General features: G+C 62.7%; 22 protein-coding genes. 11 read left to right on the top strand and 11 right to left on the bottom strand.

Annotated elements, in window-relative coordinates; translation table 11 throughout:
* Positions 1–27: 27 nt before the first annotated feature.
* Complete coding sequence (locus PQQ96_RS11535) at positions 28–495, bottom strand: Lrp/AsnC family transcriptional regulator (RefSeq protein WP_408291693.1); 468 nt, start codon at positions 493–495, stop codon at positions 28–30.
* Between the two features lie 155 nt (positions 496–650).
* Here PQQ96_RS11535 and PQQ96_RS11540 point away from each other — a divergent pair, with 155 nt between their 5' ends.
* Positions 651–1280 carry a LysE family translocator gene (locus PQQ96_RS11540; protein WP_408291695.1) on the top strand — a complete coding sequence of 210 codons (630 nt, stop codon included), beginning with the start codon at positions 651–653 and terminating at the stop codon, positions 1278–1280.
* A gap of 204 nt (positions 1281–1484) precedes the next feature.
* Positions 1485–1805, top strand: a complete 321-nt coding sequence (locus PQQ96_RS11545; RefSeq protein WP_116121219.1) for a YnfA family protein — start codon at positions 1485–1487, stop codon at positions 1803–1805.
* A gap of 117 nt (positions 1806–1922) precedes the next feature.
* Here the strand turns inward: PQQ96_RS11545 and PQQ96_RS11550 are convergent, their stop codons facing one another.
* Positions 1923–2432 (bottom strand): DUF1993 domain-containing protein, encoded by a 510-nt coding sequence (locus tag PQQ96_RS11550; protein ID WP_408291696.1) that lies wholly within the window; start codon positions 2430–2432, stop codon positions 1923–1925.
* A 307-nt stretch (positions 2433–2739) separates the two neighbouring features.
* On the opposite strand from PQQ96_RS11550, the gene PQQ96_RS11555 reads away from it, so the two are divergent.
* The 6 genes from PQQ96_RS11555 to PQQ96_RS11580 all read left to right on the top strand — a co-directional run bounded on the left by PQQ96_RS11555 (position 2740) and on the right by PQQ96_RS11580 (position 8236).
* The gene (locus tag PQQ96_RS11555; RefSeq protein ID WP_408291698.1) at positions 2740–4296 is read left to right on the top strand and encodes a S53 family peptidase; all 1557 of its coding nucleotides are present in this window, start codon (positions 2740–2742) and stop codon (positions 4294–4296) included.
* Between the two features lie 209 nt (positions 4297–4505).
* Positions 4506–6173: a S10 family peptidase gene (locus PQQ96_RS11560; RefSeq protein ID WP_408291700.1), complete on the top strand. Its 1668-nt coding sequence runs from the start codon at positions 4506–4508 to the stop codon at positions 6171–6173.
* Between the two features lie 248 nt (positions 6174–6421).
* Positions 6422–7075 carry a hypothetical protein gene (locus PQQ96_RS11565; RefSeq protein WP_408291701.1) on the top strand — a complete coding sequence of 218 codons (654 nt, stop codon included), beginning with the start codon at positions 6422–6424 and terminating at the stop codon, positions 7073–7075.
* A 100-nt stretch (positions 7076–7175) separates the two neighbouring features.
* Positions 7176–7526, top strand: a complete 351-nt coding sequence (locus tag PQQ96_RS11570; RefSeq protein ID WP_408291703.1) for a hypothetical protein — start codon at positions 7176–7178, stop codon at positions 7524–7526.
* 288 nt (positions 7527–7814) lie between these two features.
* Positions 7815–7961 (top strand): hypothetical protein, encoded by a 147-nt coding sequence (locus tag PQQ96_RS11575; protein WP_408291705.1) that lies wholly within the window; start codon positions 7815–7817, stop codon positions 7959–7961.
* A 5-nt stretch (positions 7962–7966) separates the two neighbouring features.
* Positions 7967–8236 (top strand): RNA-binding protein, encoded by a 270-nt coding sequence (locus tag PQQ96_RS11580; RefSeq protein WP_408291706.1) that lies wholly within the window; start codon positions 7967–7969, stop codon positions 8234–8236.
* A 116-nt stretch (positions 8237–8352) separates the two neighbouring features.
* Here PQQ96_RS11580 and nadE read toward each other — a convergent pair whose 3' ends face one another.
* Entirely contained in the window at positions 8353–9213 is an 861-nt protein-coding gene (gene nadE / locus PQQ96_RS11585; RefSeq protein WP_408291708.1) for an NAD(+) synthase, read from the bottom strand.
* Positions 9214–9627: 414 nt separating this feature from the next.
* Between nadE and PQQ96_RS11590 the strand changes: the two genes are divergently transcribed.
* Positions 9628–10638: a L,D-transpeptidase gene (locus tag PQQ96_RS11590; RefSeq protein ID WP_408291710.1), complete on the top strand. Its 1011-nt coding sequence runs from the start codon at positions 9628–9630 to the stop codon at positions 10636–10638.
* A gap of 126 nt (positions 10639–10764) precedes the next feature.
* Here PQQ96_RS11590 and PQQ96_RS11595 read toward each other — a convergent pair whose 3' ends face one another.
* Together PQQ96_RS11595 and PQQ96_RS11600 are read right to left on the bottom strand one after the other, a co-directional pair.
* On the bottom strand, positions 10765–11637 hold the full coding sequence (locus tag PQQ96_RS11595; RefSeq protein ID WP_408291711.1) for a DMT family transporter: 873 nt from the start codon (positions 11635–11637) through the stop codon (positions 10765–10767).
* 137 nt (positions 11638–11774) lie between these two features.
* Positions 11775–13331: an ABC1 kinase family protein gene (locus PQQ96_RS11600; protein ID WP_408291712.1), complete on the bottom strand. Its 1557-nt coding sequence runs from the start codon at positions 13329–13331 to the stop codon at positions 11775–11777.
* Between the two features lie 539 nt (positions 13332–13870).
* Here PQQ96_RS11600 and PQQ96_RS11605 point away from each other — a divergent pair.
* Positions 13871–14467, top strand: coding sequence for a hypothetical protein (locus PQQ96_RS11605; RefSeq protein ID WP_408291713.1), 597 nt, complete (start codon positions 13871–13873; stop codon positions 14465–14467).
* A 128-nt stretch (positions 14468–14595) separates the two neighbouring features.
* Positions 14596–15162, top strand: a complete 567-nt coding sequence (locus PQQ96_RS11610) for a hypothetical protein (RefSeq protein WP_408291715.1) — start codon at positions 14596–14598, stop codon at positions 15160–15162.
* Between the two features lie 17 nt (positions 15163–15179).
* On the opposite strand, the gene PQQ96_RS11615 is transcribed toward PQQ96_RS11610, so the two are convergent.
* The 6 genes from PQQ96_RS11615 to PQQ96_RS11640 all read right to left on the bottom strand — a co-directional run bounded on the left by PQQ96_RS11615 (position 15180) and on the right by PQQ96_RS11640 (position 20885).
* On the bottom strand, positions 15180–15929 hold the full coding sequence (locus tag PQQ96_RS11615) for an acyl-homoserine-lactone synthase (protein ID WP_408291717.1): 750 nt from the start codon (positions 15927–15929) through the stop codon (positions 15180–15182).
* A gap of 164 nt (positions 15930–16093) precedes the next feature.
* Positions 16094–16876 (bottom strand): LuxR family transcriptional regulator, encoded by a 783-nt coding sequence (locus PQQ96_RS11620; RefSeq protein WP_408291719.1) that lies wholly within the window; start codon positions 16874–16876, stop codon positions 16094–16096.
* A gap of 314 nt (positions 16877–17190) precedes the next feature.
* A complete protein-coding gene (locus PQQ96_RS11625; RefSeq protein WP_408291720.1) occupies positions 17191–18117 on the bottom strand; it encodes a 3-oxoacyl-[acyl-carrier-protein] synthase III C-terminal domain-containing protein in 927 nt (308 codons plus the stop codon).
* The gene (locus tag PQQ96_RS11630; RefSeq protein ID WP_408291721.1) at positions 18114–19172 is read right to left on the bottom strand and encodes a 3-oxoacyl-ACP synthase; all 1059 of its coding nucleotides are present in this window, start codon (positions 19170–19172) and stop codon (positions 18114–18116) included. Before PQQ96_RS11630 ends, PQQ96_RS11625 begins: the two co-directional genes overlap by 4 nt.
* Positions 19169–19756, bottom strand: a complete 588-nt coding sequence (locus PQQ96_RS11635; RefSeq protein ID WP_408291722.1) for a GNAT family N-acetyltransferase — start codon at positions 19754–19756, stop codon at positions 19169–19171. Before PQQ96_RS11635 ends, PQQ96_RS11630 begins: the two co-directional genes overlap by 4 nt.
* Before the next feature lie 46 nt (positions 19757–19802).
* Entirely contained in the window at positions 19803–20885 is a 1083-nt protein-coding gene (locus PQQ96_RS11640) for an acyl-CoA dehydrogenase family protein (RefSeq protein WP_408291724.1), read from the bottom strand.
* Positions 20886–20894: the final 9 nt, after the last annotated feature.

The raw sequence follows: 20894 nt of genomic DNA on the forward strand, positions 1-20894 counted from the left end.
AAAGGCGTGACTATGCCACGTCCGCATTCAGAACAGCGGCAGCCCGCCGTTGGCCTTGACTTCCCGCAGCGACAACGCCGATTCCACCGACGTCACGCCCGGCAGGCTGCGCATCTCGTCGCGCATGAACGTGCCGTAGTCGTCGAGATCGCGCGCGACCACCTGCAGGATGTAGTCGGCGCTGCCCGACACGTTGTGGCACGCCAGAATTCGCGGGATGGCCTGCACCTCGCGCTCGAAACGGGTGGCCACCGCGCGGTCGTGCACGGCAAAACGTACGTAGACGAACGCGACCACGCCGAGGCCGAGAGCGGAACGCGACAGCATCGCGCGGTACTGGTCGATATAGCCGTCGTTCTCAAGACGCTTGAGGCGTCGTGCACACGGCGTCTCACTCAGGCCGACCATCTCGGCCAGCCGTGCGTTTGACATGCGCCCGTCGTTCTGCAGCGCGGCGAGGATCGCGCGGTCTGTTTTATCGAGGTCGGTTGTCATGGCTTTAGGGTGCTGACTGCGCGTTAGCGGAAAATATGGCTCGGGGGTGAAATATTAGCGCATTCCTCCAAAGCTAATGCGCCTGTGCCTGTAATTCGCCAGCAAACCCTCCGCCGACGATAGCAAGATAGAGCCCTTAAAAACAAGAGGCTTCTATGATTTCCGCACACCTTCTGGCCGTCTATATCGCTGCACTGTTTGTGGTCTATGCCGTGCCAGGGCCCGACATGGCGCTGGTCCTGCAGACTAGTATCGGACGCGGCGTGCGCAGTGGCTTCGCGGCGGCCGGCGGGCTGGGGGTGGCGCGTGCAACGCACGTCACGTTGTCCGCATGCGGCGTGGCGGCGCTGTTGCGCAGCGCGCCGTGGCTGTACGACGTGGTGCGCTACGGCGGCGCGGTTTATCTCGCGTGGGTCGGTATCCAGATTTTCCGCTCACCCGTGTTCGCGTTGCCTGAAGGCGGCGTGGTGGGTGTTGAGTCCCGGCCGTTGCGGACCGCTTTCGTCAAGGGTTTGCTGACCAATCTGTTGAACCCGAAAGCGCTGCTGTTCTGCTCGGTGCTCTTGCCGCAGTTTGTGCGTCCCGAAGCGGGACCGGTTGCATTGCAGATGGTCGAACTGGGTCTGGTGCTGCTCGCCATCGGCGCGTGTTTCGACGCCATGTATGCGATCGGCGCGGCGCGCATCGCCGGCTGGATGCGGGCCCATCCTCTTGCGCAGACACTGCAGCGTTGGACTTTCTCAGCGGCATTGATCGGCTTTGCGCTGCGGCTCTCGCTGGACTGACCCGCTATTGCCAACCGGCACGCCGTTCATTTGCTCAGCTTATGCTCACGGCGCGCGCGATTCTCGACGACGGGTAGCGAACAGCCATCGGATGCGACGACTGTCGCGTGTGCGATGCCCGGGCGCAGAGTGATTGTGTTAATAAAACAGATAGACTGCCGCGCACGGGCCTGCGGCAACACAACTACTCGCTTCTATCTGTCGATGAAAACTTTTCTGCTTTATGCCGTGACCGCCATTGCCGAAATCGTCGGGTGCTATTTGCCCTGGCGTTGGCTGAAGGAGGGCGGCTCCATCTGGCTGCTGGTGCCCGGGGCGCTCAGCCTCGCATTGTTTGCCTGGCTTCTGACGCTGCACGGCACCGCCGCAGGCCGCGTGTATGCGGCTTACGGCGGTGTGTACGTGGCGGTGGCGATCGCGTGGCTATGGTGCGTCGACAAAGTGCGCCCCACGCTGTGGGATGCGGCCGGCGTGGCATTCACACTGGCCGGCATGGCGATCATCGCGTTCCAGCCCCGCGTTTGATGCCACTCGCGCATTGTTCATGTGCGGTTCATGCCTGATTCGCTCACGATGCATGTGCGGCCTGCGTGCTGCTCAGGCCGCGATCGTATGACGCCACGTAACAGCACGCACGCCTTCTTACTTGATGCCACCGAGATAGTCGAGCTTGCCTAGGTCGACGCCGTTGTGACGCAGGATGTCATACGCCGTTGTGACGTGAAAATAGAAGTTCGGCAGCACGAAACCGAGCAGATATGACAGCCCCGTGAAGTCAATCGGGCCGCTGCGCATTTTCAGCTGGATCGGACGTTCTTCCGATCCGTCGATCTGCTGCGCATTGAATTCCTTCAGATAATCAATCGTCTTTTGAAGGCGGGCATCGAGTTCGTCGAAAGTCTGTTCGACATCGTCGTACTTCGGCGCTTCGACGCCGGCCAGACGCGCGGCGCAGCCCTTCGCCGTATCGCTCACGATATAGACCTGGCGCACCAGCGGCAGCATGTCCGGTGCGAGCCGGGCGCTCAGGAGCACGGATGGGTCGATCTGTTTCTCGGCAGCGTGCGCCTCGGCCTTGCCGAGGATGACCTGCAGGTTGGTCATGCCGCGCACCAGCACGGGCAATGAGGCTTGATACATCGAAATGGACATGGGGGTTCCTCTGATTCTTTGATCGTGCGCGCGGGCGGCGCGCGAGGCGCTGCAACGGCTGGATTGCCGCTTCAGCATGATAGCGCGGCTGCTGCGCGAAGCGCATTGATCCAACCCGGCGTTAGCCATTCGGACAACTGCCGCGCACGCCGGAACTGTGTTCGAATGCGTGGGTCGGACGGAATGGCTAAGTCCTTGAAACAGCAACTCGCCGCTGGTCGCGAGGCGGTGAGTTCGTGCAGACGCGTGGCGTGCCTGGGGGCCACCTTGTGGCCCGCGCCGTCACGCTAACAGGAGAATCGACACCATGGTCAACAGACAACCGCTGCCGGGAAGCGAGCGAACGGCAGAACAGGGTTCGACAGTCGTTGGACAATGCGATCCGGCAGAACGGATCGAGGTTTTCGTGATACTGCGCCGTCAGCGGCAGGCGCAGTTCGACGCACTGATGAGCAGGATTGAAGCGGGCGACCCAAGCGTCAAACCCCTATCGCGTGAGGCGTTTGCCAAGGAGTATGGCGCCGCGCCGGACGACATCGCCAAGGTCAAAGCTTTTGCCGCCGCACACGGCTTGACGGTGGTGCGGGAAGATCCGGCGGCGCGCCAGGTGTTGCTGAGTGGCACGATCGCGCAGTTCCAGACCGCGTTTGGCGTCAAACTGGAACATTACCAGCATCACGCGGCGGGCCAGTTCCGCGGCCGCACCGGCACGATCAGCGTGCCGGACGATCTGCACGGCATCGTGCAAGCCGTGCTCGGGCTCGATAACCGGCCTCAGGCGCGGCCGCACTTTCGCATCCGGCCGCCGTTCCAGCCGGCTAAGGCGCATCAGGCGTCCTTTACGCCGCTGCAGCTCGCGTCGCTGTATCAGTTTCCGCAAGGCGACGGCAGTGGCGAATGCGTCGGCATCATCGAACTCGGCGGCGGGTACAAAACGACCGACCTCAAGAGTTACTTTGCGAGTCTTGGCGTCGCTTCACCGAACGTGAAAGTGGTCGGCGTCGATGAGGGCAGCAATCAGCCGAGCGGCGACCCGAACGGGCCCGACGGCGAAGTGACGCTCGACATCGAAATCGTCGGTGCGATTGTGCCAGGCGCCACGATCGCGGTCTATTTCACGCAGAACAGCGACGCCGGTTTCATTGACGCGGTGAGCAGCGCGGTGCATGACACGACCAACAAGCCCACGGTCATCTCGATCAGTTGGGGTGGCCCGGAGTCGAGCTGGACCGCCCAGTCGCTGCAAGCTTTCAACGGCGTGCTGCAAACGGCGGCGGCCCTGGGTGTGACGGTTTGCGCGGCGTCGGGCGATAGCGGTTCGAGCGACGGGTCCGGCAGCGATCAGGTCGACTTTCCGGCGTCGAGCCCTTATGTACTGGCATGCGGCGGTACGAGCCTGACCGCGTCGGGCACCTCGATTGCGCAGGAGGTGGTGTGGAACGACGGCGCGCAGGGCGGCGCGACCGGCGGTGGCGTGAGCCGGGCCTTTCCGGTCCCGGTGTGGCAGCAAGGCCTGTCGGCCACTTCATCGAGCGGCGCGAAGAAGGCGCTCAGCGGGCGTGGCGTGCCGGACGTGGCCGGCGATGCGTCGCCTGTCACCGGCTATAGCGTATTGATCGACGGCACGCAGACGGTTGTGGGTGGAACCAGTGCGGTTGCACCGCTGTGGTCGGCGTTGATTGCGCGGATCAATGCGGTGAAGGGGCAACCGGCCGGTCTCATCAACCCGAAGTTGTACAAGGCGCCTGGCGCGTGTAACGACATCACCCAGGGCAACAACGGCAGCTTTGCCGCGTCGCCGGGCTGGGACGCATGTACGGGACTCGGCAGTCCCGATGGTCAGAAGGTGGTGGCGGCACTATAGTCTGATGAGTCGCGGACCGGTTCGGAAGGCGCCTGGCTGACCGGTAGCTCAGGCGCTCGCCAGCCGTCTGCGCTTGTCGCACGGTGCGCCGCTTTCAGGCCGCAAGCGGTATGGTGCATGGCTTCAAGAGACGCAGGCAACGCAGGACACACAGACATATCAAGAGACACCAAGACATATCAAGACGTTAACGAACCCAAGGAGCGATCATGACGAACACCGAGTCAGCTTCCGTTAGTCCGCAGTCTTCACACAACACGCATGCTTCACCCGCAACGGCTGCCGCCGGTGCGTCGCACAAAACCGGAGATCAACCGTTCTTCGATCCGGTTGCTTATGGCAACGGGCCGGACGATTCAGTGACCGATACCACGGAAACCGCCGCGGTGACGCATCATTCGATGGTGATCGGCGGCCAGAAAATCAACTACACGGCGACGGCGGGCCACCTCGTGATTGTCGATCCGAGCAGTTCGCAGCCTGAAGCCAAGATGTTCTACGTTGCGTTCACGCAGGACAATCAGAAGGAGGACACCCGCCCGGTGACGTTCTTCTACAACGGCGGCCCGGGTTCGTCCTCGGTGTTCGTGCTGCTGGGCTCGTTCGCGCCGCGCCGCATCAAGACGTCGATGCCGGGCTTTACGCCGCCCGCGCCGTATTCGATGGAAGACAACCCGGACAGTCTGCTCGACAAGAGCGACCTCGTCTTCATCAATCCGGTCGGCACCGGCTACTCCGCGGCCATTGCGCCGAAGACGAACCGCGCCTTCTGGGGTGTCGACCAGGACGCAGGCTCGCTCAAGCAGTTCATCAAACGCTTTCTCACCAAGAATAATCGCTGGAATTCGCCGAAGTACCTGTATGGCGAGTCTTACGGCACGGCGCGCAGTTGCGTGCTGGCGTACCAGTTGCATGAAGACGGCGTCGATCTGAACGGCATCACGCTGCAATCGTCCATTCTCGATTACACGCAATCCGGCAACCCGGTCGGCGCGCTGCCCACCGCCGCCGCGGACGCGTGGTATCACAAGAAACTCGGCATCGCGCCGCGGCCGACCGACCTCGGTACGTTTGCCGAAGAAGTGGCGCAATTCGCGCGCACCGACTATCTGGCGGTGCTGCGCAAGTTTCCGACTACCGATTCCGCCACGGTCGAAAAGCTGAGCGAATACACCGGTATCGACAAAACCACCTTGCTCGCCTGGAGCCTCGATATCGCGTCGTACGACAGCCGCGGCAATTCGCTGTTCCTGACCACGTTACTGAAATCGCAGGGCCTCGCGCTCGGCGAGTACGACGGCCGCGTGACGGCGATCAACACTGGTATCGCCGGCAAGATCGACCCGAATTCCGGCGGCAACGATCCGACCATGACGGCGGTGACCGGCGTCTACACGACGATGTGGAACGTGTATCTGAACGAGCAGTTGAAATACACATCGAATTCGGCGTTCACGGATCTTAACGATCAGGCATTCCAGTATTGGGACTTCAGCCACATCGATCCGACCGGCGCGCAGAAGGGGCTCGACGCGAAGGGCAACGTCATTCTGTACACCGCCGGCGATCTTGCCGCCGTGATGGCGCTCAATCCTGACCTGAAGGTGCTGTCGGCGAACGGTTTCTTCGACTATGTCACGCCGTTCTATCAGACCGTGCTCGATCTGCAGCAGATGCCGCTTGTCAGCCAGCAGGTCCGGCAGAATCTGTCGGCGCGTTTCTATCCGTCGGGGCACATGGTCTATCTCGACGGGGGCTCACGTACGGCGCTCAAGGCGGATCTCGCCAAGATGTACGACGCGACGGTGTCCAATACTCAGGCGCTCGGACGTATCCGCGCCTTGCAGGCTCGGGTTCGGGTGGCGAAACCCGGTTGACGTAGTGTGCTTTTGGCGCCGTGCGTGAGTGGCGTGCAAATAGTGGCGTTGTCCTTATCCAGGGGTTCGGCGCGGTCTTGTAACGTGTATGCGTGCACGGCAAGACCGCACCGGCTGACACCTGCGAGCGCATCTGGACGCATCTTTGCCAATTTGCGCCAGTGCGGCTTCCTCGCGCGGAAATATTGAATGTGTTTTAATTAGTCTGAGAATTGAACTATTGCGCGCCGCTGCCGGCGCGCCGACGAATGAACGCAGGCATTGCAGACAGGCGTCGCATCATCCATTACAGTGACGCAACCAGCCGTACCTATCAAACGATTCCGCCAACGCTCGCGCGCCGGTGCGGCGCCGCGCGTCCTGCGCGCAAGATGCGCGTCGCGTTCCTGCTCGGCTTTGCCGCGGTACTTGCATTGCGCGTCGGCGAAGCCCGCGCTCAGGATTCGGCGATGCTCGACGAGCGCGTCACGCAGGAGTCGGTCAGCGACACGATCTGCCGGCCCGGTTATGCGGACACGGTTGCCCCGCCGTTCGACGAACTGATGGCACACAAGGCGCGCATGCTTGCCGCGCGCGGCATCGATGCCGGCAACGGTCCCGCTTTCGCGCTGGACCGGCGCGTACCCGTTGTGCTCGGCGGTTCGCCGAATGCGCCCTCCAATCTCGATCTTCTGCCGTGGGCAGGCCAGCAGGGCGAGCGTCGCAAGGCGCGCGCCGCTGTCATGCTCAAACGCTGCGTTTGCGAAGGGAAGCTGAGCCTCGCGGAGGCGCAAGCCGCGATTGTCGGTAACTGGTCGGTGGTCTATTCGGGTTTCAGCCAGACGTCTTGCGACGTGAGCCGTCTCGATGTCGCGACCGGTGACAGCAATGGGCGAGGCGACGGTCGTGACAGCGCGCCATGAGGCTGGCCGTCATCGCCTGCGTTGCCCTCGTGCGCCGTTCGCGCGTATTCAGGCTCGCCGCTCGCAGCGCGCTGCTCCAACTTATTCCCGGAGAATCACCATGACCCTTTCACGCCTTGCCACATTGACGCTCACTTTCGGCTGCCTGTTCGGCAGCGCTGCGGCGCTTGCCGCCGAACCCGCGCGCTGTGGCAGCGCCGGCTCGTTGCAGATTCGCGGCGACGTGCCCGCGGCAATCAGCTTCGACGTGTATCGGCAACTGCAGCCGTCGAACGCGCAGCGCATCGCGCTGTTCCAGGCGGCCGGCGAGGTGAAACGCCTGCCGGACGGGTTGGCGGTGTGTGAAATAGCCGACGACGGCGTGGACGATCCGTCTGCGGTGCTGGTTCACGTGCCGCAAGGCAAGAATGCGTGGTGGGTGAGCGCGGCCAACGTGCAAGCGGCGGACTGATCCCGACGATCAGCCCGCCCTTTGCGCACGCCCCCTGCAGGATGCCTGTGGCGATACATGTCGCTGTCTGGTGCGGTCCGGTTTTTGCGTCCAGCATCCGCGTCTGGGGCATGTGCCGGGCCTGCACCACTGAATGAACATGTGTTTTGCTATTTTTACCGCTGCTTATTCAGGTACAGTGCATTAACGGAAGTTTTAAAGTCCGTTTTTACGACATCGTGTCGCATCGCTTTTGTTGTCGATTGTGGCTATCCTGAAAACAGGACGAATTTCGAAGGGGAGATTTAAATGGTTGCCTTCTATCTGACCTTGGCTGCTGTAGGTGCGGCCGGTGCTGCATTGATCCGCCAACTTGCGGCTGCTCAGGCGAAACAGCGTGCCGCGCTGCGCCCGGTGCGCGTGCATGCCGCGGATCGCAGTACGCGCCGAGGGTAGGCGGCATGAACCTGATCGTGCGCAATATCGCGGAATCGTGCAGCGAGCAGGAAGTGCGGGAATTTCTCAAGCGTGAGCTTGGGCATTACGCGAAAAGCGTCGAGGTGGTTGACGCAGGGAAACCCAGCGCCTACGCCACGGTCGCGTTAGACGCGGACGTGCCGTATGTGGGCGAAGTGATTGCGCGGCAGATTCACGGCAAGCAGTTGGGCGGCTTGACGCTCGAGGCGAGCGCCGATCTGTTTAGCGACGACGAGTCGCCGCCTGCTCACTGAACTGCCGCCGCCGCTTGCCGGAGGCGTCGAATGCGGCTATTGGGAAGAACGCGCGGCGTCTGGCGCATTCCTCGCGCGCATCCTCTCCGCGCGTTCTGGTTGTGACATTTCCTTTCTCATTCCCCGTTTGCCTTCACCGGCCAATCGAACGGCGTGTAGGGCAACGCCCGCTTGTGCCGCGTGACATCGTAGAAACGCAAGACCGTCTCACGCGCGGCGTCCCTCACAGGTTTGCCTTCCAGAAAGTCGTCGATCTCGTCGTAAGGGATGCCATACGCGTCTTCGTCCGGCCGTTGTGGACGCAACATTTCCAGGTCGGCGGTCGGTACCTTGTGGGCCAGCGCTTCGGGCGCGCCCAGGACTTTGGACAGCGCCCGCACACGACGCTTGTTCAGGCCCGTGAGCGGCAGCACATCGGCGCCGCCGTCGCCGAACTTCGTGAAAAATCCCATCACCGATTCGGCCGCGTGGTCCGTGCCGATCACCACACCGGCGCGGGCGCCGGCTACCGCGTATTGCGCGATCATTCGCTGCCGCGCCTTGATGTTGCCGTGAATGAAATCCTGCTGTGAGTCGTCGTTAAATCGCATGCCACTGTTATCCAGCGCGGCGAGCATCGCATCGGCGGCGGGTTTGATATCAATGGTGAGATTTTCGTCCGCGCGAATGAAACTCAAGGCCTGCTGCGCGTCGGCTTCATCTTTTTGTACGCCGTAGGGCAAACGGATCGCGACGAAATGCGCGTCGTAGTGCTGCGCGCGCAGCCGTTCGACCGCGAGTTGTGCAAGCCGCCCGGCGGTCGTCGAATCGACGCCGCCGCTGATGCCGAGCACATAGGTTTTCAGGCCGCTGCTGCGCAGATAGTTCGCCAGAAAAGCGACCCGGCGCTCGATTTCCTGTGCGGCGTCGAATTCGGCGGCAACGTGCATTTCCGCTGCGATGCTTGCCTGGCGTGCGACGGGGTCTTGTTGCGGCATGTTTCTCTTTCCTCTGTGTGCGATGGCGACGAGGGTCGACCGTTGACGCTCGCGCGAATTGTACGAGCGGCCGACCCACGAACAGGCCGGTTCTGCGGGCATGAAATGGTGAATCGATCCCGCAGTTTTATCGCGGTTATTGGCTTTAAATTCACTTCGCGCTGCTTTTAAACCGCTGCGCCTCGCGTTGAATATTACCGGTCTATGGCGATACGGGTGAATTAGCCGATTCTTCATCGACAGATGCTAATGTGCTTAGTAACATCCTCGTTCCGAGCGCCGCATGAGCCGGCGAGCAGTCAATAATAATCAGGTTTGCTCAAATACGCGATGAACTACCCTAATCGGCCTGGCCAGCCTGAACCGGACCGCAGCACTTCCGCATCGGTAGATCGTCGAAGCGAAGTGGTGTGTATGTCGGATTTACTCTCTACGCCCTGTTCCGCACGCGCAGTTCGTTCAGTCCGCAATCTGATGCGCGCGTTGGGCGCCGTCTTTTGCGCGGTGTCATGTGGCGTCGCGATTGCCGCATCGGGCACGGCGTCGGCTGCGGGCACCACGACCGCGCGGGCATCGGCATCTGTAGCGGCAACCCGCCCGGCGCCCGCTGTCAATGCGTTGGCCGTTGCCGAGCCCGATGCGGCCGGTGTCGTCGACCCCCGCCGCGCGTTCCTGTTGCGGGGCGTGTTCGCGCAAAACGTGACGCGTCGGCTGAAAGTGCCGGCTGCGGAGCAGCGCGTCTATGCTGACCGCCTGCAAACGGCGCTCGGCGAGAACATGCTCGGCAACCTGTCGGGCGAGTATGTCGTGATGGTGGACCGCAATGCCAACGTGCAGGCGCTGTTCATCTATTTCCGGGCGACCCCGTCCGGTAGCTGGCAGATGATCGGTGCGTCGCCGGTCTCGACGGGGCGGCCCGGCGAGTACGACCACTTCATCACGCCGCTTGGCGTGTTCGAACATACCCCGTCCAACATGGACTTTCGCTCCGAAGGCACACTGAACGAGAACCACATCCGCGGCTACGGCAGGCGCGACATGCGGATCTTCGACCTCGGCTGGGCGCAGGGCGAGCGGGGATGGGGCAAGGGCGGCATGTCGCAGATGCGTTTCCAGATGCACGCCACCGACCCGGACCGGCTCGAGCCGCTGCTCGGTATTCGCCATTCGAAGGGCTGCGTGCGGATTCCCGCGTCGCTCAATGCTTTCCTCGACCATTACGGCATTCTCGACGCCGCATATGCAGCGCTCGTCGAGTCCGGCAAATCGCTGTGGGTGCTGAAAAGCGATCGCCAGATGACCCCATGGGCTGGACGCTACATCGTCGTGGTGGATTCGGAGCGCAAGAGCCGCCCGGCCTGGGCACCGGCCCCGGGCAGCAAGGCGCGCGCGAAAGTGCCGGCGGGCGCCGATACGGCGGATTGACCCGCGGGTTGACGGGCGAGGGTGCCGAGCCAATATCGAGCTGACAACGTTCGCGCGACCATCCGGCCCGGAGCGCGTGACGAACGCGTATTGACCGACGCAGGCTGGCGCGCGCCGCTCAACCCATCAGGACCGCGCCAGCAGCACGCCTATCAGCGCCACCGCGAATCCCGCGATCTGCACCGGCAGCAGCGTTTCGCCGAAGCCGACATATCCTTCGAGCGCGGCGAGCGGCGGCGCGAGAAACATCAGCGCGGTGGCGCGCGCCGCATCGCCGCGTCTGACCATCCACACCAGTAAGGTGACACTGATCCCGGACAGCATCACGATGCCCCACGCAAGCGACCCCCACAACGTGGCCGATGCAATCCAGCGATGCTCGCCGAGCGTCAGCGCAAGAACCGCCGCAACCACCGCCGCGCCGAAATTCTGCACCGCACTGGCACTGCGGATATCGGCCTTCGCCAGCGATGTCTTCTGAAACAGGGTGCCCGCAGTGATCGCGCCGATCGCGACGATTGAAATGAACACGACTAGCCAGGGCGGCGCGTTGCCATGCGGGGTGGATGGCGCGACCGCGGCGAGTTTCGGTTCGAGAACCAGCACGACGCCGGCGAGGCCGAGCGCCATTCCGGTCCAGCCGCGCCGCGACAGCCGCTCGCCAAACAGTGGCGCCGCGACAGCAGCCGTGGCGAGCGGCTGCAGTGCACCGAGCAAGGCCATGACACCGGCGCTCAAACCCTGTGCGACGGCCCAGTAGCCCGCGCCGAGATAGACACCTTGGAGCAGCGCACCCGCGAGCAGATGCTTGCCGAGATCGCGGCCGGTTGGCCACACGGCGCGTGTGGCGAGCGCGGCAAGCGCGAATATCAGCGCAGTGCCGCCAAAGCGCGCAAGCAGGAACAGATTGGGATCGGCATAGGGGGTGATCGCCCGGGCGACCACGAAACCGGTCGACCACAACACGACGAATACGGCGGCGATTGAAGAAGGGAGCATCGGGGACGGGTGGCGTGAAAAGCCGTCATCTTGCCGGGACACGCGAAGCGCGTCTTGTTCGAAGCTGCAATCGTCGGGGCGGGCTCAATGGCGAATTGCCCGAACCGTGCCTCGGAGCGTCCACGGCCAAATTGGTCTCACCACATCAACAAGACCGTCCCCGCGCCGAGCACGCCACCGCACAGCGCGCATGCCCACAGCAGCCTACGCGTACGCCGATATTCACGGCTGATATCCACCAACAGCTGGGCATTCTGCTGTGGCGTGCGGGCGCGATCGTGCTCATGCTGCAGGTAGCGCACCGCCAGTTGCGGCACGCGCGGCAGCATATGCGCCAGATGCGGCAACTCGCGGGAGATGCGTTTGATCCAGCCGCGGTGATCCATATCGCGCCGCGCAATCCCCGCCAGCACGCCGCGTGCGACATTCCACGTATCGACGCCCGGATGCAGCGCGCGCGCCAGCATTTCTGCTTGCTGGAACGAGCGCTGCGCGGTGGCAAGGCGGCCGGACACGGCACCGTCGAATGGATGCACTGCGTGCAGCAGATGATGAAATAGCGAACCCGCCGAGCGGTCTTCCGGCTCGGCTGCGAAATGCGCTTCGGCGCGTGTTCGCAACTCGGCTTCGAGCATCTCCGCGCGCGTGTCGTGCGGTACATGCCCGGCATCGCGATGCAGTTCGGCAAGCCGGCCGTAGTCCTGGTTGAACAGCGCGGTCGCGCCGTGCACGAAGAATTCGCGCTCGTCGGTCGAGAGGCTCGACATGATCGAAAACTCCGCCAGTACGAGACGTCCCAGCGTGTCGGGTTCGATGCTCACGCGCACCCGTCGCGCATCGAGGCTCGCGTGAAAGAAGCCGTGCTCGAACGCCTGCTCGGTCACCACCTCGACGATATGCGCGGCCAGCGGTGCGAGCTTGATGTGATGCGCATGCAGACCGGGCAGGTCGCTGGCCGGCAGCGTACTGACGCGTTGCATCGTCAGCGTGTGGTTGGTGCAGAGATCCCAGATCACATCCGGCACGACGATGCGCGCGTCACCGTCGAAATGATGGCCGGTTTGGCTCAGATTGGCGGCTTCGGCGCGCAGATCGAAGCGCCGCAGAATGTCGTCGGTGAAGGTCTGCGCCAGCGTACGCAGTTGCAGGCGGCGGGCGGAGCCGGAAAGCTTCTCCAGCCAGCGCGCGACCCAGCGCAACAGCGCGAGTTCGTCGCCGATCTGTTGCATCTGATCGGCACGGACCAGCTTGATGGCCACTTCGCTATGGCCGTTGACCGGTACGAGGAGCCGCGCGAGGTGCGTTTGTTCGGCAAAGCCGCCGCGCACGGGCACCAGATCGACTGCGCTGAAGATCGTGGCGAGCGGCCGCCCGAATGCGCGTGCCAAGGCCTGTTCGGATTCCTGCGGTGGCAGCGGGGCTTCGAGATGATCGATCGCGTCGATGGCATCGTGCAGGGTGCCGGTCGCGAGTTCGGGCCGTTCAGCCAATGTCTGCGCGAAGCGGCTCGCGAGCGGCCCGAGCGCGGGCAGCACGCCGTGCAGGCTCTCGCTGCGCCCGGCCGCATGGACGCGGCCGACCAGATCGATCATCCAATGCAGTTTGTGGTCGGGCGGGGCGGCAAGCCAGATCAGGCGAGCGCCATAACGCAACGCGTGGGACAGCAGCAGTAAACGGCGAAACAGTGGCGGCATCGGCAGTTCGGTTGATGGACTACACGGCATCGACAGGCGTCGGCACGCAGCAAGGGCACTCAGGTTAGCAGGTAAGCGCGGCAAGAGGAGCATCTGTGCGCCGCGCGTATTACAATACGCCGGCCTTTCAACCGTGGCGAAACCCAAGCGTGCCGGCTTCTGGCCCTCATCAGATGCTCGCAGAACAACGTCAATTCCTTAATTGACGGCCTTCCGTTGCAAAACCTACGCGCTGGCTTTTTGGGCGAACTGGACGCCGCGGAAGACTCGCAGCGCAATTCGAACAGGACATCACGCTCGCCGCGGTACCGGAATTCATTGCACTGTCGATCGCGCGGGAGCGCCTCTGCATCGCGGGGTGGCGCGGCGAACCGGCGCGTATCGGAGCGCTGTTACCACACGCGTCGAGCGACGCAACGCCGCCAGACCCGGCATGGATTGCCGTTACGGAGATGCTCAGTGGGCCATGGCTGGGCCGAATCCGGCTTGCATTGCAGCAGCATCGCTTCGATCGGGCGACCGGTTTGCTGGAGTCGGCTTTGTCCATCGTGCTGGTCCGACTGCTGCTCTCAGTCAACTTCCACGTGCTGCAAGCGTTGGTTCAGCACCGGAAAGGGCATACGAGACTTGCGCTCCGAACGCTTCAGCGTGCTTGCGAAGCAGCACGCGTCGGCGGCTGCTCTCGAGCGCTACTCGAGGAAGGCACGATGCTGGATCAGGCGCCGGGTGTGGAAATGGACCGTGCCATGCTCCTTCCGGTGACCAGCGTTCATAAAGCGCTGGCGCTGACGCCTGACTCGGCGCCCATCCTGCGCATGCATCAGTGCGTGGCCGCGCTTCGGCGGTCTTTGCAGATCGCTCTGGCCTGCGAGCCATGGAGAAGTCTTCTCTGCATCAATCTTCCGCGAACTATGCCGGCCTTACGACAGCGGGTTCTGCATGTTCGCGGCTTAGTGGCAGGACAATGCGCGCTGCCAAATGGTGGCCCCGTCGATCCGGCGACCGGTGGTTACCAAAACTGTCGGTACGCCTGCTGTATATCCATGCTGATTCCGATATGGCAAATCCTGCCGTTTTTCGCAGTTGATATTTCGTCTGAAAAAACCGAAAAAAGACGCGTGGCTGAAGTCCGATGACTCCGCCGTGATTAACGGTCACGATTGACCAGTGGCGAAGATTCCAGGTGCTTTCCGCGCGCGTCTGACGGCGGGGAAGCGGCGCAGCCGGAACGATACAGGCATGCGCATTTGAGGCAGGGAACATCATGAAAGAACTCAATGCATGGACAGTCACTGGCATGGAGCGCGTCCCGCTGATGCTATCGGCAAACGCTGCTCCCGATCAGCGTTTGCAGCGGGCCGAAGCCGAAGTCCGTCGGCTAACCAGATGCATGGAGATGAAGGACCGGCAGCTCTGCCAGTTGCGCAAGGCGCTTGCGCATTCGGCGACCGTTCACTACTCATTTGAAGATCGTCTGCAGCGTGAACTCGATTCCCTGCGGATCATGATGCCGGTGAACGGGTTCCAGGAGCATTGTGGAAAGTTTGCTAGCGACCAGCAAGAGGAAGGCATCGTTGTGAAACTGCCCTACGTAACCTCGATACTGTCCGTTCTGTTCGATGCGATGTGTACGTTCTGGGCGGACGGCGATCACGATCATCCTCCGAAGTCTGCGACCGTCGCACACGCGATCGACGAGCGCCTGGGCTTGAGTTCACAGCAGAATGGAGAGGCTTCGCGCAGCGGGCAGGCCTACGCATCGGCGATCAGGCCGGACTGGATGAAGGAGGCCGACAACCGGCACCATTGCCGGCCTGCAGGCATGCGCTAATGTCAGGGGCCAGTGGTCTAGACTGTCGCTTGCGTGTGTACCGTACTGTTGTCGCAAACTGCGAGGGGCACGTCGCCACGAGCGCGCACAGAGGGCGCATTCGCTTCAGTCGGAGGCGAATGACCCGGCATGCCAGGTCCAAGGAGCTGGTGCTGTCCGAAGCGGGTGATCGAATGCAGCAACGTGACAGGATCGCACTGGAGTGTGTGGAACGTGGTAGGGGCTAGATCGATTGAGCACGCAACGATACTGGCGCAGCCCGGCGCTGTGCCAACGCCGATATCGCGCAGATCGAGCCCGAAGCGTCGGTACAGGCGTGCAACGGAGCGGGACACCACGCCGATCACGCGTGTCGCGCCCAACGAGAGGGCGAGCGCCATTGCGTAAGGGAACAACGACATGCCCGACATTGAGCCCGTTCGATGGTCCGGCAGTCCAGATCCTGCGAATCGCGACATCTCCCATATCGAAGGTGATGGCGACAAGGAGCCTGGGCTTGCAAGTTCCGGAAAGACGTCACGGAGCAGATAGGGTCCTGTGGTGGGCATGAGCCGTGCACATCCGCACACCTTGTCGTCTGCGGACAGTGCGACCAGGTGGACCGTAGCGTCTACGTCGAATTCATCCCACTCGCTCGTCGCATCGTGTGGCACGCCGGGTATTTCCCAGTGCAGGCGCTGGACAAAGACCCTGTGACGGAAGGTTCCGAGATGGTGACGGATATCTGATGGCAGGTCATCAAGCCGGCCGGCAACGATGTGTGACATGGGCTCCTCCTGGTGTTAGCCGTTGACGCGACGCTATCAGCGTGTCTGTGGCCCAGAAACTCGGAGCTTTGGGAGGGTGCCGGCGCTCACGCGCGAGCATGCACTGACCCGCGCCGCTTGCGGCGACGGGTAGGGCATGCGGTGGACTTGCGGGAAAAGCGGAGTCAGGGTTTGATGATGCCCTGTACGGTCGCGTGGACTGCAGCGGCCGTCCTGCTGCGGATGTTGAGCGCCTCCATTGCTTCTTCGATGTGGTAGTCAACGGTATAGCGCGAGCGCCCGAGGATCTCGCCAATCTCGGCCGAGGTTTTCCCGCGGGCGACCCAGGTCAGGCATTCGAGCTGACGTGGTGTTAGCAGGTGTGCTGCTTTTCTTGAATGTATCAACGCGAGGCGATGCAGTTCGAAGTGAAACTGCGCGCTGATCAAATATGCCATCCGTGAATTGATGGCGTCGTTGACTGACCGCAGAGGGCCAGACAGGTTGAACAGCAGGATACTGCCGTCGGACTGGTGCACCGGGACACTGAGTCCCGCGGGTAGTCCGGCCTCTCTTGCTTCGTCGAGCAGACGAAGCTCGGCTTTGCTCAAGCCGATGATGTCGTGCCACCGATAGGGCGCCGACTGAAGGAACGCAGCCCGATGAACGGGGTCGGTGGACGCGTAGTCCCGGTGCTGGTAGTGCCGCACCCACTCCTGCGGATAATGTGAGCCGATCATCTCGAGCGCCGTTCGCCGGGTGCAGGTCGAACGGCTGCGCGTAACGCGGCTGATCACGTAATGCGGGAAGCCGAGTTTCCCTGCCGCATGGCCGAAAGACTCGACGAGGGAAGGAATATCCGTGGCACATGCAAGACGCATGACCGGCGCGCCAGGTTGCAGGCGATCGGATATCGGTGACGGCCTGTGCTGGCCCTCGTTTGAACGGCGTCGGGAGACATGCTTCATGTTCGCTACCGCAGCGCTGCCTCACAGAGTCTGGAACGCCAGGTGCCACATGAGAACCAGGCCCCGCGCGCAACGACGGTGCGAGTTCATGCGACAACCGTTTCCGGGAGTGAGGGGCCAGTCAGAGGCCCGCATACGATTGCCATACGCGGCGGCACCGGTAATGGCCAACTGGACGCGGACTATGCACCCGCCCGAGTGCATTCAAGTCATTATAATCTGCGGAGTGCCGCTCGACGATGCATGTAACGGATTACAACCATACGCATCTTATAGCGGAGGGCAAGCGGACGGAGCGGGGCTGCGCTCGCAGTTTAACGGACCAGCAACGCTGCGGCTGAAAACCCTCCGACGCCTCGTGCAAAGAGCAGGAGCGGTCTGCCCGGCACCAGTCCATGACATTGGGCAAGATTGATGAACGCGTCGCTGACGGTGACGTGGCCAATACGGGCAAAATTCTCCGCGAACAGCCGGTCCTGCGGGACCTGAAGCGAATCGAGCAGCCGATGCCACGCAGGCAGATCCAGATGGTGAGGCAGGATACGCTGGATGTCGTCCAGTGTGAAATGTGCCTGCTGGACTGTCTGCCTGATCAGGCCGCGTGCCGCGAAGAAGTACTGTGCTGCCAGGCGTGATTCCTCATTTGCCAGTACCCCGCGCCAGCCCAGGCCGCTGGCATGCGTGGCGATCGCGAGCAGGCGGTTCACGGCTGCCCCACGTTCGATGAATGCGGCGAATGCACCATCGCCCAGAATTCCTTCGGCTTGCATTAACCTTTCTGATTCGAGCGGCATCACGTCGGCGCCGACAAGCAGTACCCGTTTCAGATGGGGCCGCGCGGCGAACATCGCGCGAATCACACGTAGCGCACCAAGGGCGGATGCACAATGCTGCTGCGCGAGCGAGAAAGCTTCCGCGTTGGTGAAACCGAACCGGTCACAGAGCAGGCCGGGTAGCGACTGCGGAGGCGGCGCGACGCTGCCCTGGAGCGTATGCACGTAGACGAGGCAGTCGACTTCACGCGGCGCGATACCGGAGGCAAGCAGAAGACGCTGGATTGCGCTGGCCGCGAGTCCGATTGCGGTCTGCCCATTCGCACTGTGGTAGTAACGCATCCCGGCCCGCTCCAACTTTAGCACGGTGGCGATGTTCTGCTCGGTTCGCTTTCCCCAGCCCCGGACGTCGTCGATGTGTTGGGGAAGATGGAAGGCGATGTGCGGTATACCGAGATCGGGGATCATGGGACGGACCGGACATCGTCCTGCCGGTAGAGGAAGGGTGTGCCGCGCATCTCCAGCAGCGCAGTGCCGACAAACCCGCCGAACCCGTAGCCCCACAGCAGCACGCGATGGCGCCGACGACAGGCGGCGCTGAGCGCCTGTGCAAGTCGTACGATGGATTCGGCTGCGCCAAGATGAACGCAAACCTGATGCTGTACCACGGCGTCTGGCCTGCCGAGGAATCTGCATACCGCACCGCTGAGCAACGGGATGCCAGAGTGCCCAACCACCACGTCAATGTCGTCCGGACGAAGGCCGTGCCCCGCGAGGAGAGAGTCGATCATTGATAGCAAGGTGAATGTCCGGGCGTTGGGGATTCCGGTTGCATTGCGACAGATGTCAACGACAACGTGCCGGGTTGCCACATCGAGCAGTTGCATGCCACCTGTTCCGTTGTCGGTTCTTTCAACGAGCAGCGCACCGGCGACATCGCCGTGCACGATGTCAGGTCCGCATATTCTGGAAAACGGCGGACACCACTTCTCCGCTGCGACAATCAGGATTGTGTGGACGTCCGGTTCAGCGATGAGCAGATCGGACGCCAGCCGCAATGCAGTGAATGGCGACGCACCATGCTGCTGGGAGAGCGAAAAAGGAAAGCATGGTGTGCCGACTTCTGCACAAAGCCGTCCGGCAATCGTGGTCGAAACGTGTTGATCGAGACTGCTGTGACAGAAGACGATGACATCGATCGGGCGCGCATCCGGCGGGCGTGTGGCGCAGATCGCGTGTGCCACTTTTGCGGCGAGTCCTGATAGATCTGTACCGGTTTCGACGGGTACCGCGCAGGCCAGGTCGGGTGGTGGGAGATCGGGATGCACAGGCAGCGAACCACCGGTTTCTTCGCCTGGCCCCGCCTCGAGCCAGTGTCCGTAGTCGGGATACCACGACCTCATCCACGCATCCCAGCCGGAATGCCCGGTCGCGCGCAGTGCGGACTCAATCGCCGTCCATTGGGACAGTGGTATGACGTCTGGCACCCAGGCCGTCACTGCGGTGATGACGGGCAGGTTCATGCGCGCTCCCCGGCTGACCCGGAGCCGTTGGAGAGATCGGCGGGCAGCAGATCGTAGAGGACGCGCCCAAACCTTGATCCATGCATGACGTGGCAATCGCGCTGCAGCCCGATGAGGCGAAAGCCGATCCGTTCGAGCAGACGTCGGGAGCGTACGTTGCTGTCCACAGCCCACGCAGTGATGCTGTGCAACCGGCTGGTTTCGAATGCCTCGCGGAGGATCTCCGTGGAGGCGAGAAGCGTCATGTCCGTGCATGCCGGGCGCCGGCTGTCGCGCAGTACCCAGAACGAGCCAGTGCCAAAAGCATGCGTCAGATCACTGACGGCCACAAGTCCGCTGGCGGGCTTGTGGCCCGTGGGTCCGAAAACGCGCAGGCGATGTCGACCGCTTTGCATCATGAGCTGCACGGCGAGCACGGGAAGTGTCTGGCGACCCTGCCCGAAGTCGAACCACCGGATGATGTCCGGCTCGGCGAGCCAGGCAGCGATATCATTGACATCGTTACAGTCGGGCTCACGAAGCCAGCATGCACCGGATTCTCCGCCCGTCTGACGTGATCCGTTAGTCTCGTGTGCGTGTTCCATCGCCGGGCCCCGGCTGCTCACAATAACTCTCCTGTCTGTGAACGCCTTACGCAGGCGCAGTGAGTGCGCATAGCCCGGCTTCGAGCTTCATCAACAGCATCGCAAACCAGTACACCGTCTGGAAGCGTGCGGCTGGCGGCAGCCCCTGCACGTAGCCATGGCCGCCGCAAAGCTGCACAAGCTTCCGCGCAACGTCCATCGCTTCAGTGGCAACGTGGTGGGCCATCAACCGTACGGGTTCGATCTTCGCCTGCGTATCCTGCGCTGCGACGGACCGGAGAAAAAGGTGGATGGTGTGGGCCGATATGAGCAGGTCGGCAAGCCGCACAGCGACGAGCTGATGGGCGACAATTGGCTTGCGAAACGTCCGCCGGGCGGCGCTGTAGGCAAGGGCGAAGTTCACACCCTCCAGGACGGCGCCCGAAAGCAGCGCACCGAGGTAGGTTGCTGCGTCGACGAGCCACTGCTGTACCGGATCGCCGTCAGGATTCGCATCCTCGGGCACAACCAGAAGCTGCTTATCGCCTGTCAGCCCGCTGGTGTATCGCTCGATGGAGAGGGCGCCCGGCAGGGCAACCGGGACGCAATCCGGAGTGTCCCGCCTTGCAGGCAACGTGGCGAGCACGAGCTGCGGACGATCACCGTCCATCCGGACCATCATGGCCTGCGAGCATGCGTGCTGGCGCAACACCCAGAAACCCGAAGCGTCGACGTCAGGGATACACGGTGCTACCGATGTTGTGCCGTCAAGGTAATGCTGAATATCCCGATCGGATAGCAGGTCGAGTGCATCGTATTCGCGCAGCGTCATCAGCGCGGCGCTGCTGAGTGTCAGCTCGGCGGCCCGCTCGAGCGGGCCTGCCGCGAACTGTTCAACGACAAGTGCAAGGTCGTGCCGGCTTATGCCCATGCCGCCCATCTGTTCCGGGAGGATCATTGTCGCGAGGTCGAGCGTCGCGGCGAGCCGGACTGTTTCGCCCCACTGGGCGGGATCTGGCTCGCCACCCAGTAGTGGTTCGAGGCGCTCACGCGCAAACTGTCCTGCGGCCGCGACCAGCCCCTGCTGATCGTCTTCGAGTGCCCAGGATACTGGCGCGAGGCCTGCTATGACGGATTCACGGAATGGCATGACGTTTCT

Source organism: Paraburkholderia sediminicola (assembly GCF_046027825.1).
Taxonomy (GTDB): domain Bacteria; phylum Pseudomonadota; class Gammaproteobacteria; order Burkholderiales; family Burkholderiaceae; genus Paraburkholderia; species Paraburkholderia sediminicola_D.

Bases quoted from the DNA above. Each gene is read 5' to 3' on its own strand.
- PQQ96_RS11535 (WP_408291693.1), bottom strand. From the start codon at position 495: ATGACAACCGACCTCGATAAAACAGACCGCGCGATCCTCGCCGCGCTG.
- PQQ96_RS11540 (WP_408291695.1), top strand. From the start codon at position 651: ATGATTTCCGCACACCTTCTGGCCGTCTATATCGCTGCACTGTTTGTG.
- PQQ96_RS11545 (WP_116121219.1), top strand. From the start codon at position 1,485: ATGAAAACTTTTCTGCTTTATGCCGTGACCGCCATTGCCGAAATCGTC.
- PQQ96_RS11550 (WP_408291696.1), bottom strand. From the start codon at position 2,432: ATGTCCATTTCGATGTATCAAGCCTCATTGCCCGTGCTGGTGCGCGGC.
- PQQ96_RS11555 (WP_408291698.1), top strand. From the start codon at position 2,740: ATGGTCAACAGACAACCGCTGCCGGGAAGCGAGCGAACGGCAGAACAG.
- PQQ96_RS11560 (WP_408291700.1), top strand. From the start codon at position 4,506: ATGACGAACACCGAGTCAGCTTCCGTTAGTCCGCAGTCTTCACACAAC.
- PQQ96_RS11565 (WP_408291701.1), top strand. From the start codon at position 6,422: ATGAACGCAGGCATTGCAGACAGGCGTCGCATCATCCATTACAGTGAC.
- PQQ96_RS11570 (WP_408291703.1), top strand. From the start codon at position 7,176: ATGACCCTTTCACGCCTTGCCACATTGACGCTCACTTTCGGCTGCCTG.
- PQQ96_RS11575 (WP_408291705.1), top strand. From the start codon at position 7,815: ATGGTTGCCTTCTATCTGACCTTGGCTGCTGTAGGTGCGGCCGGTGCT.
- PQQ96_RS11580 (WP_408291706.1), top strand. From the start codon at position 7,967: ATGAACCTGATCGTGCGCAATATCGCGGAATCGTGCAGCGAGCAGGAA.
- nadE (WP_408291708.1), bottom strand. From the start codon at position 9,213: ATGCCGCAACAAGACCCCGTCGCACGCCAGGCAAGCATCGCAGCGGAA.
- PQQ96_RS11590 (WP_408291710.1), top strand. From the start codon at position 9,628: ATGTCGGATTTACTCTCTACGCCCTGTTCCGCACGCGCAGTTCGTTCA.
- PQQ96_RS11595 (WP_408291711.1), bottom strand. From the start codon at position 11,637: ATGCTCCCTTCTTCAATCGCCGCCGTATTCGTCGTGTTGTGGTCGACC.
- PQQ96_RS11600 (WP_408291712.1), bottom strand. From the start codon at position 13,331: ATGCCGCCACTGTTTCGCCGTTTACTGCTGCTGTCCCACGCGTTGCGT.
- PQQ96_RS11610 (WP_408291715.1), top strand. From the start codon at position 14,596: ATGAAAGAACTCAATGCATGGACAGTCACTGGCATGGAGCGCGTCCCG.
- PQQ96_RS11615 (WP_408291717.1), bottom strand. From the start codon at position 15,929: ATGTCACACATCGTTGCCGGCCGGCTTGATGACCTGCCATCAGATATC.
- PQQ96_RS11620 (WP_408291719.1), bottom strand. From the start codon at position 16,876: ATGAAGCATGTCTCCCGACGCCGTTCAAACGAGGGCCAGCACAGGCCG.
- PQQ96_RS11625 (WP_408291720.1), bottom strand. From the start codon at position 18,117: ATGATCCCCGATCTCGGTATACCGCACATCGCCTTCCATCTTCCCCAA.
- PQQ96_RS11630 (WP_408291721.1), bottom strand. From the start codon at position 19,172: ATGAACCTGCCCGTCATCACCGCAGTGACGGCCTGGGTGCCAGACGTC.
- PQQ96_RS11635 (WP_408291722.1), bottom strand. From the start codon at position 19,756: ATGGAACACGCACACGAGACTAACGGATCACGTCAGACGGGCGGAGAA.
- PQQ96_RS11640 (WP_408291724.1), bottom strand. From the start codon at position 20,885: ATGCCATTCCGTGAATCCGTCATAGCAGGCCTCGCGCCAGTATCCTGG.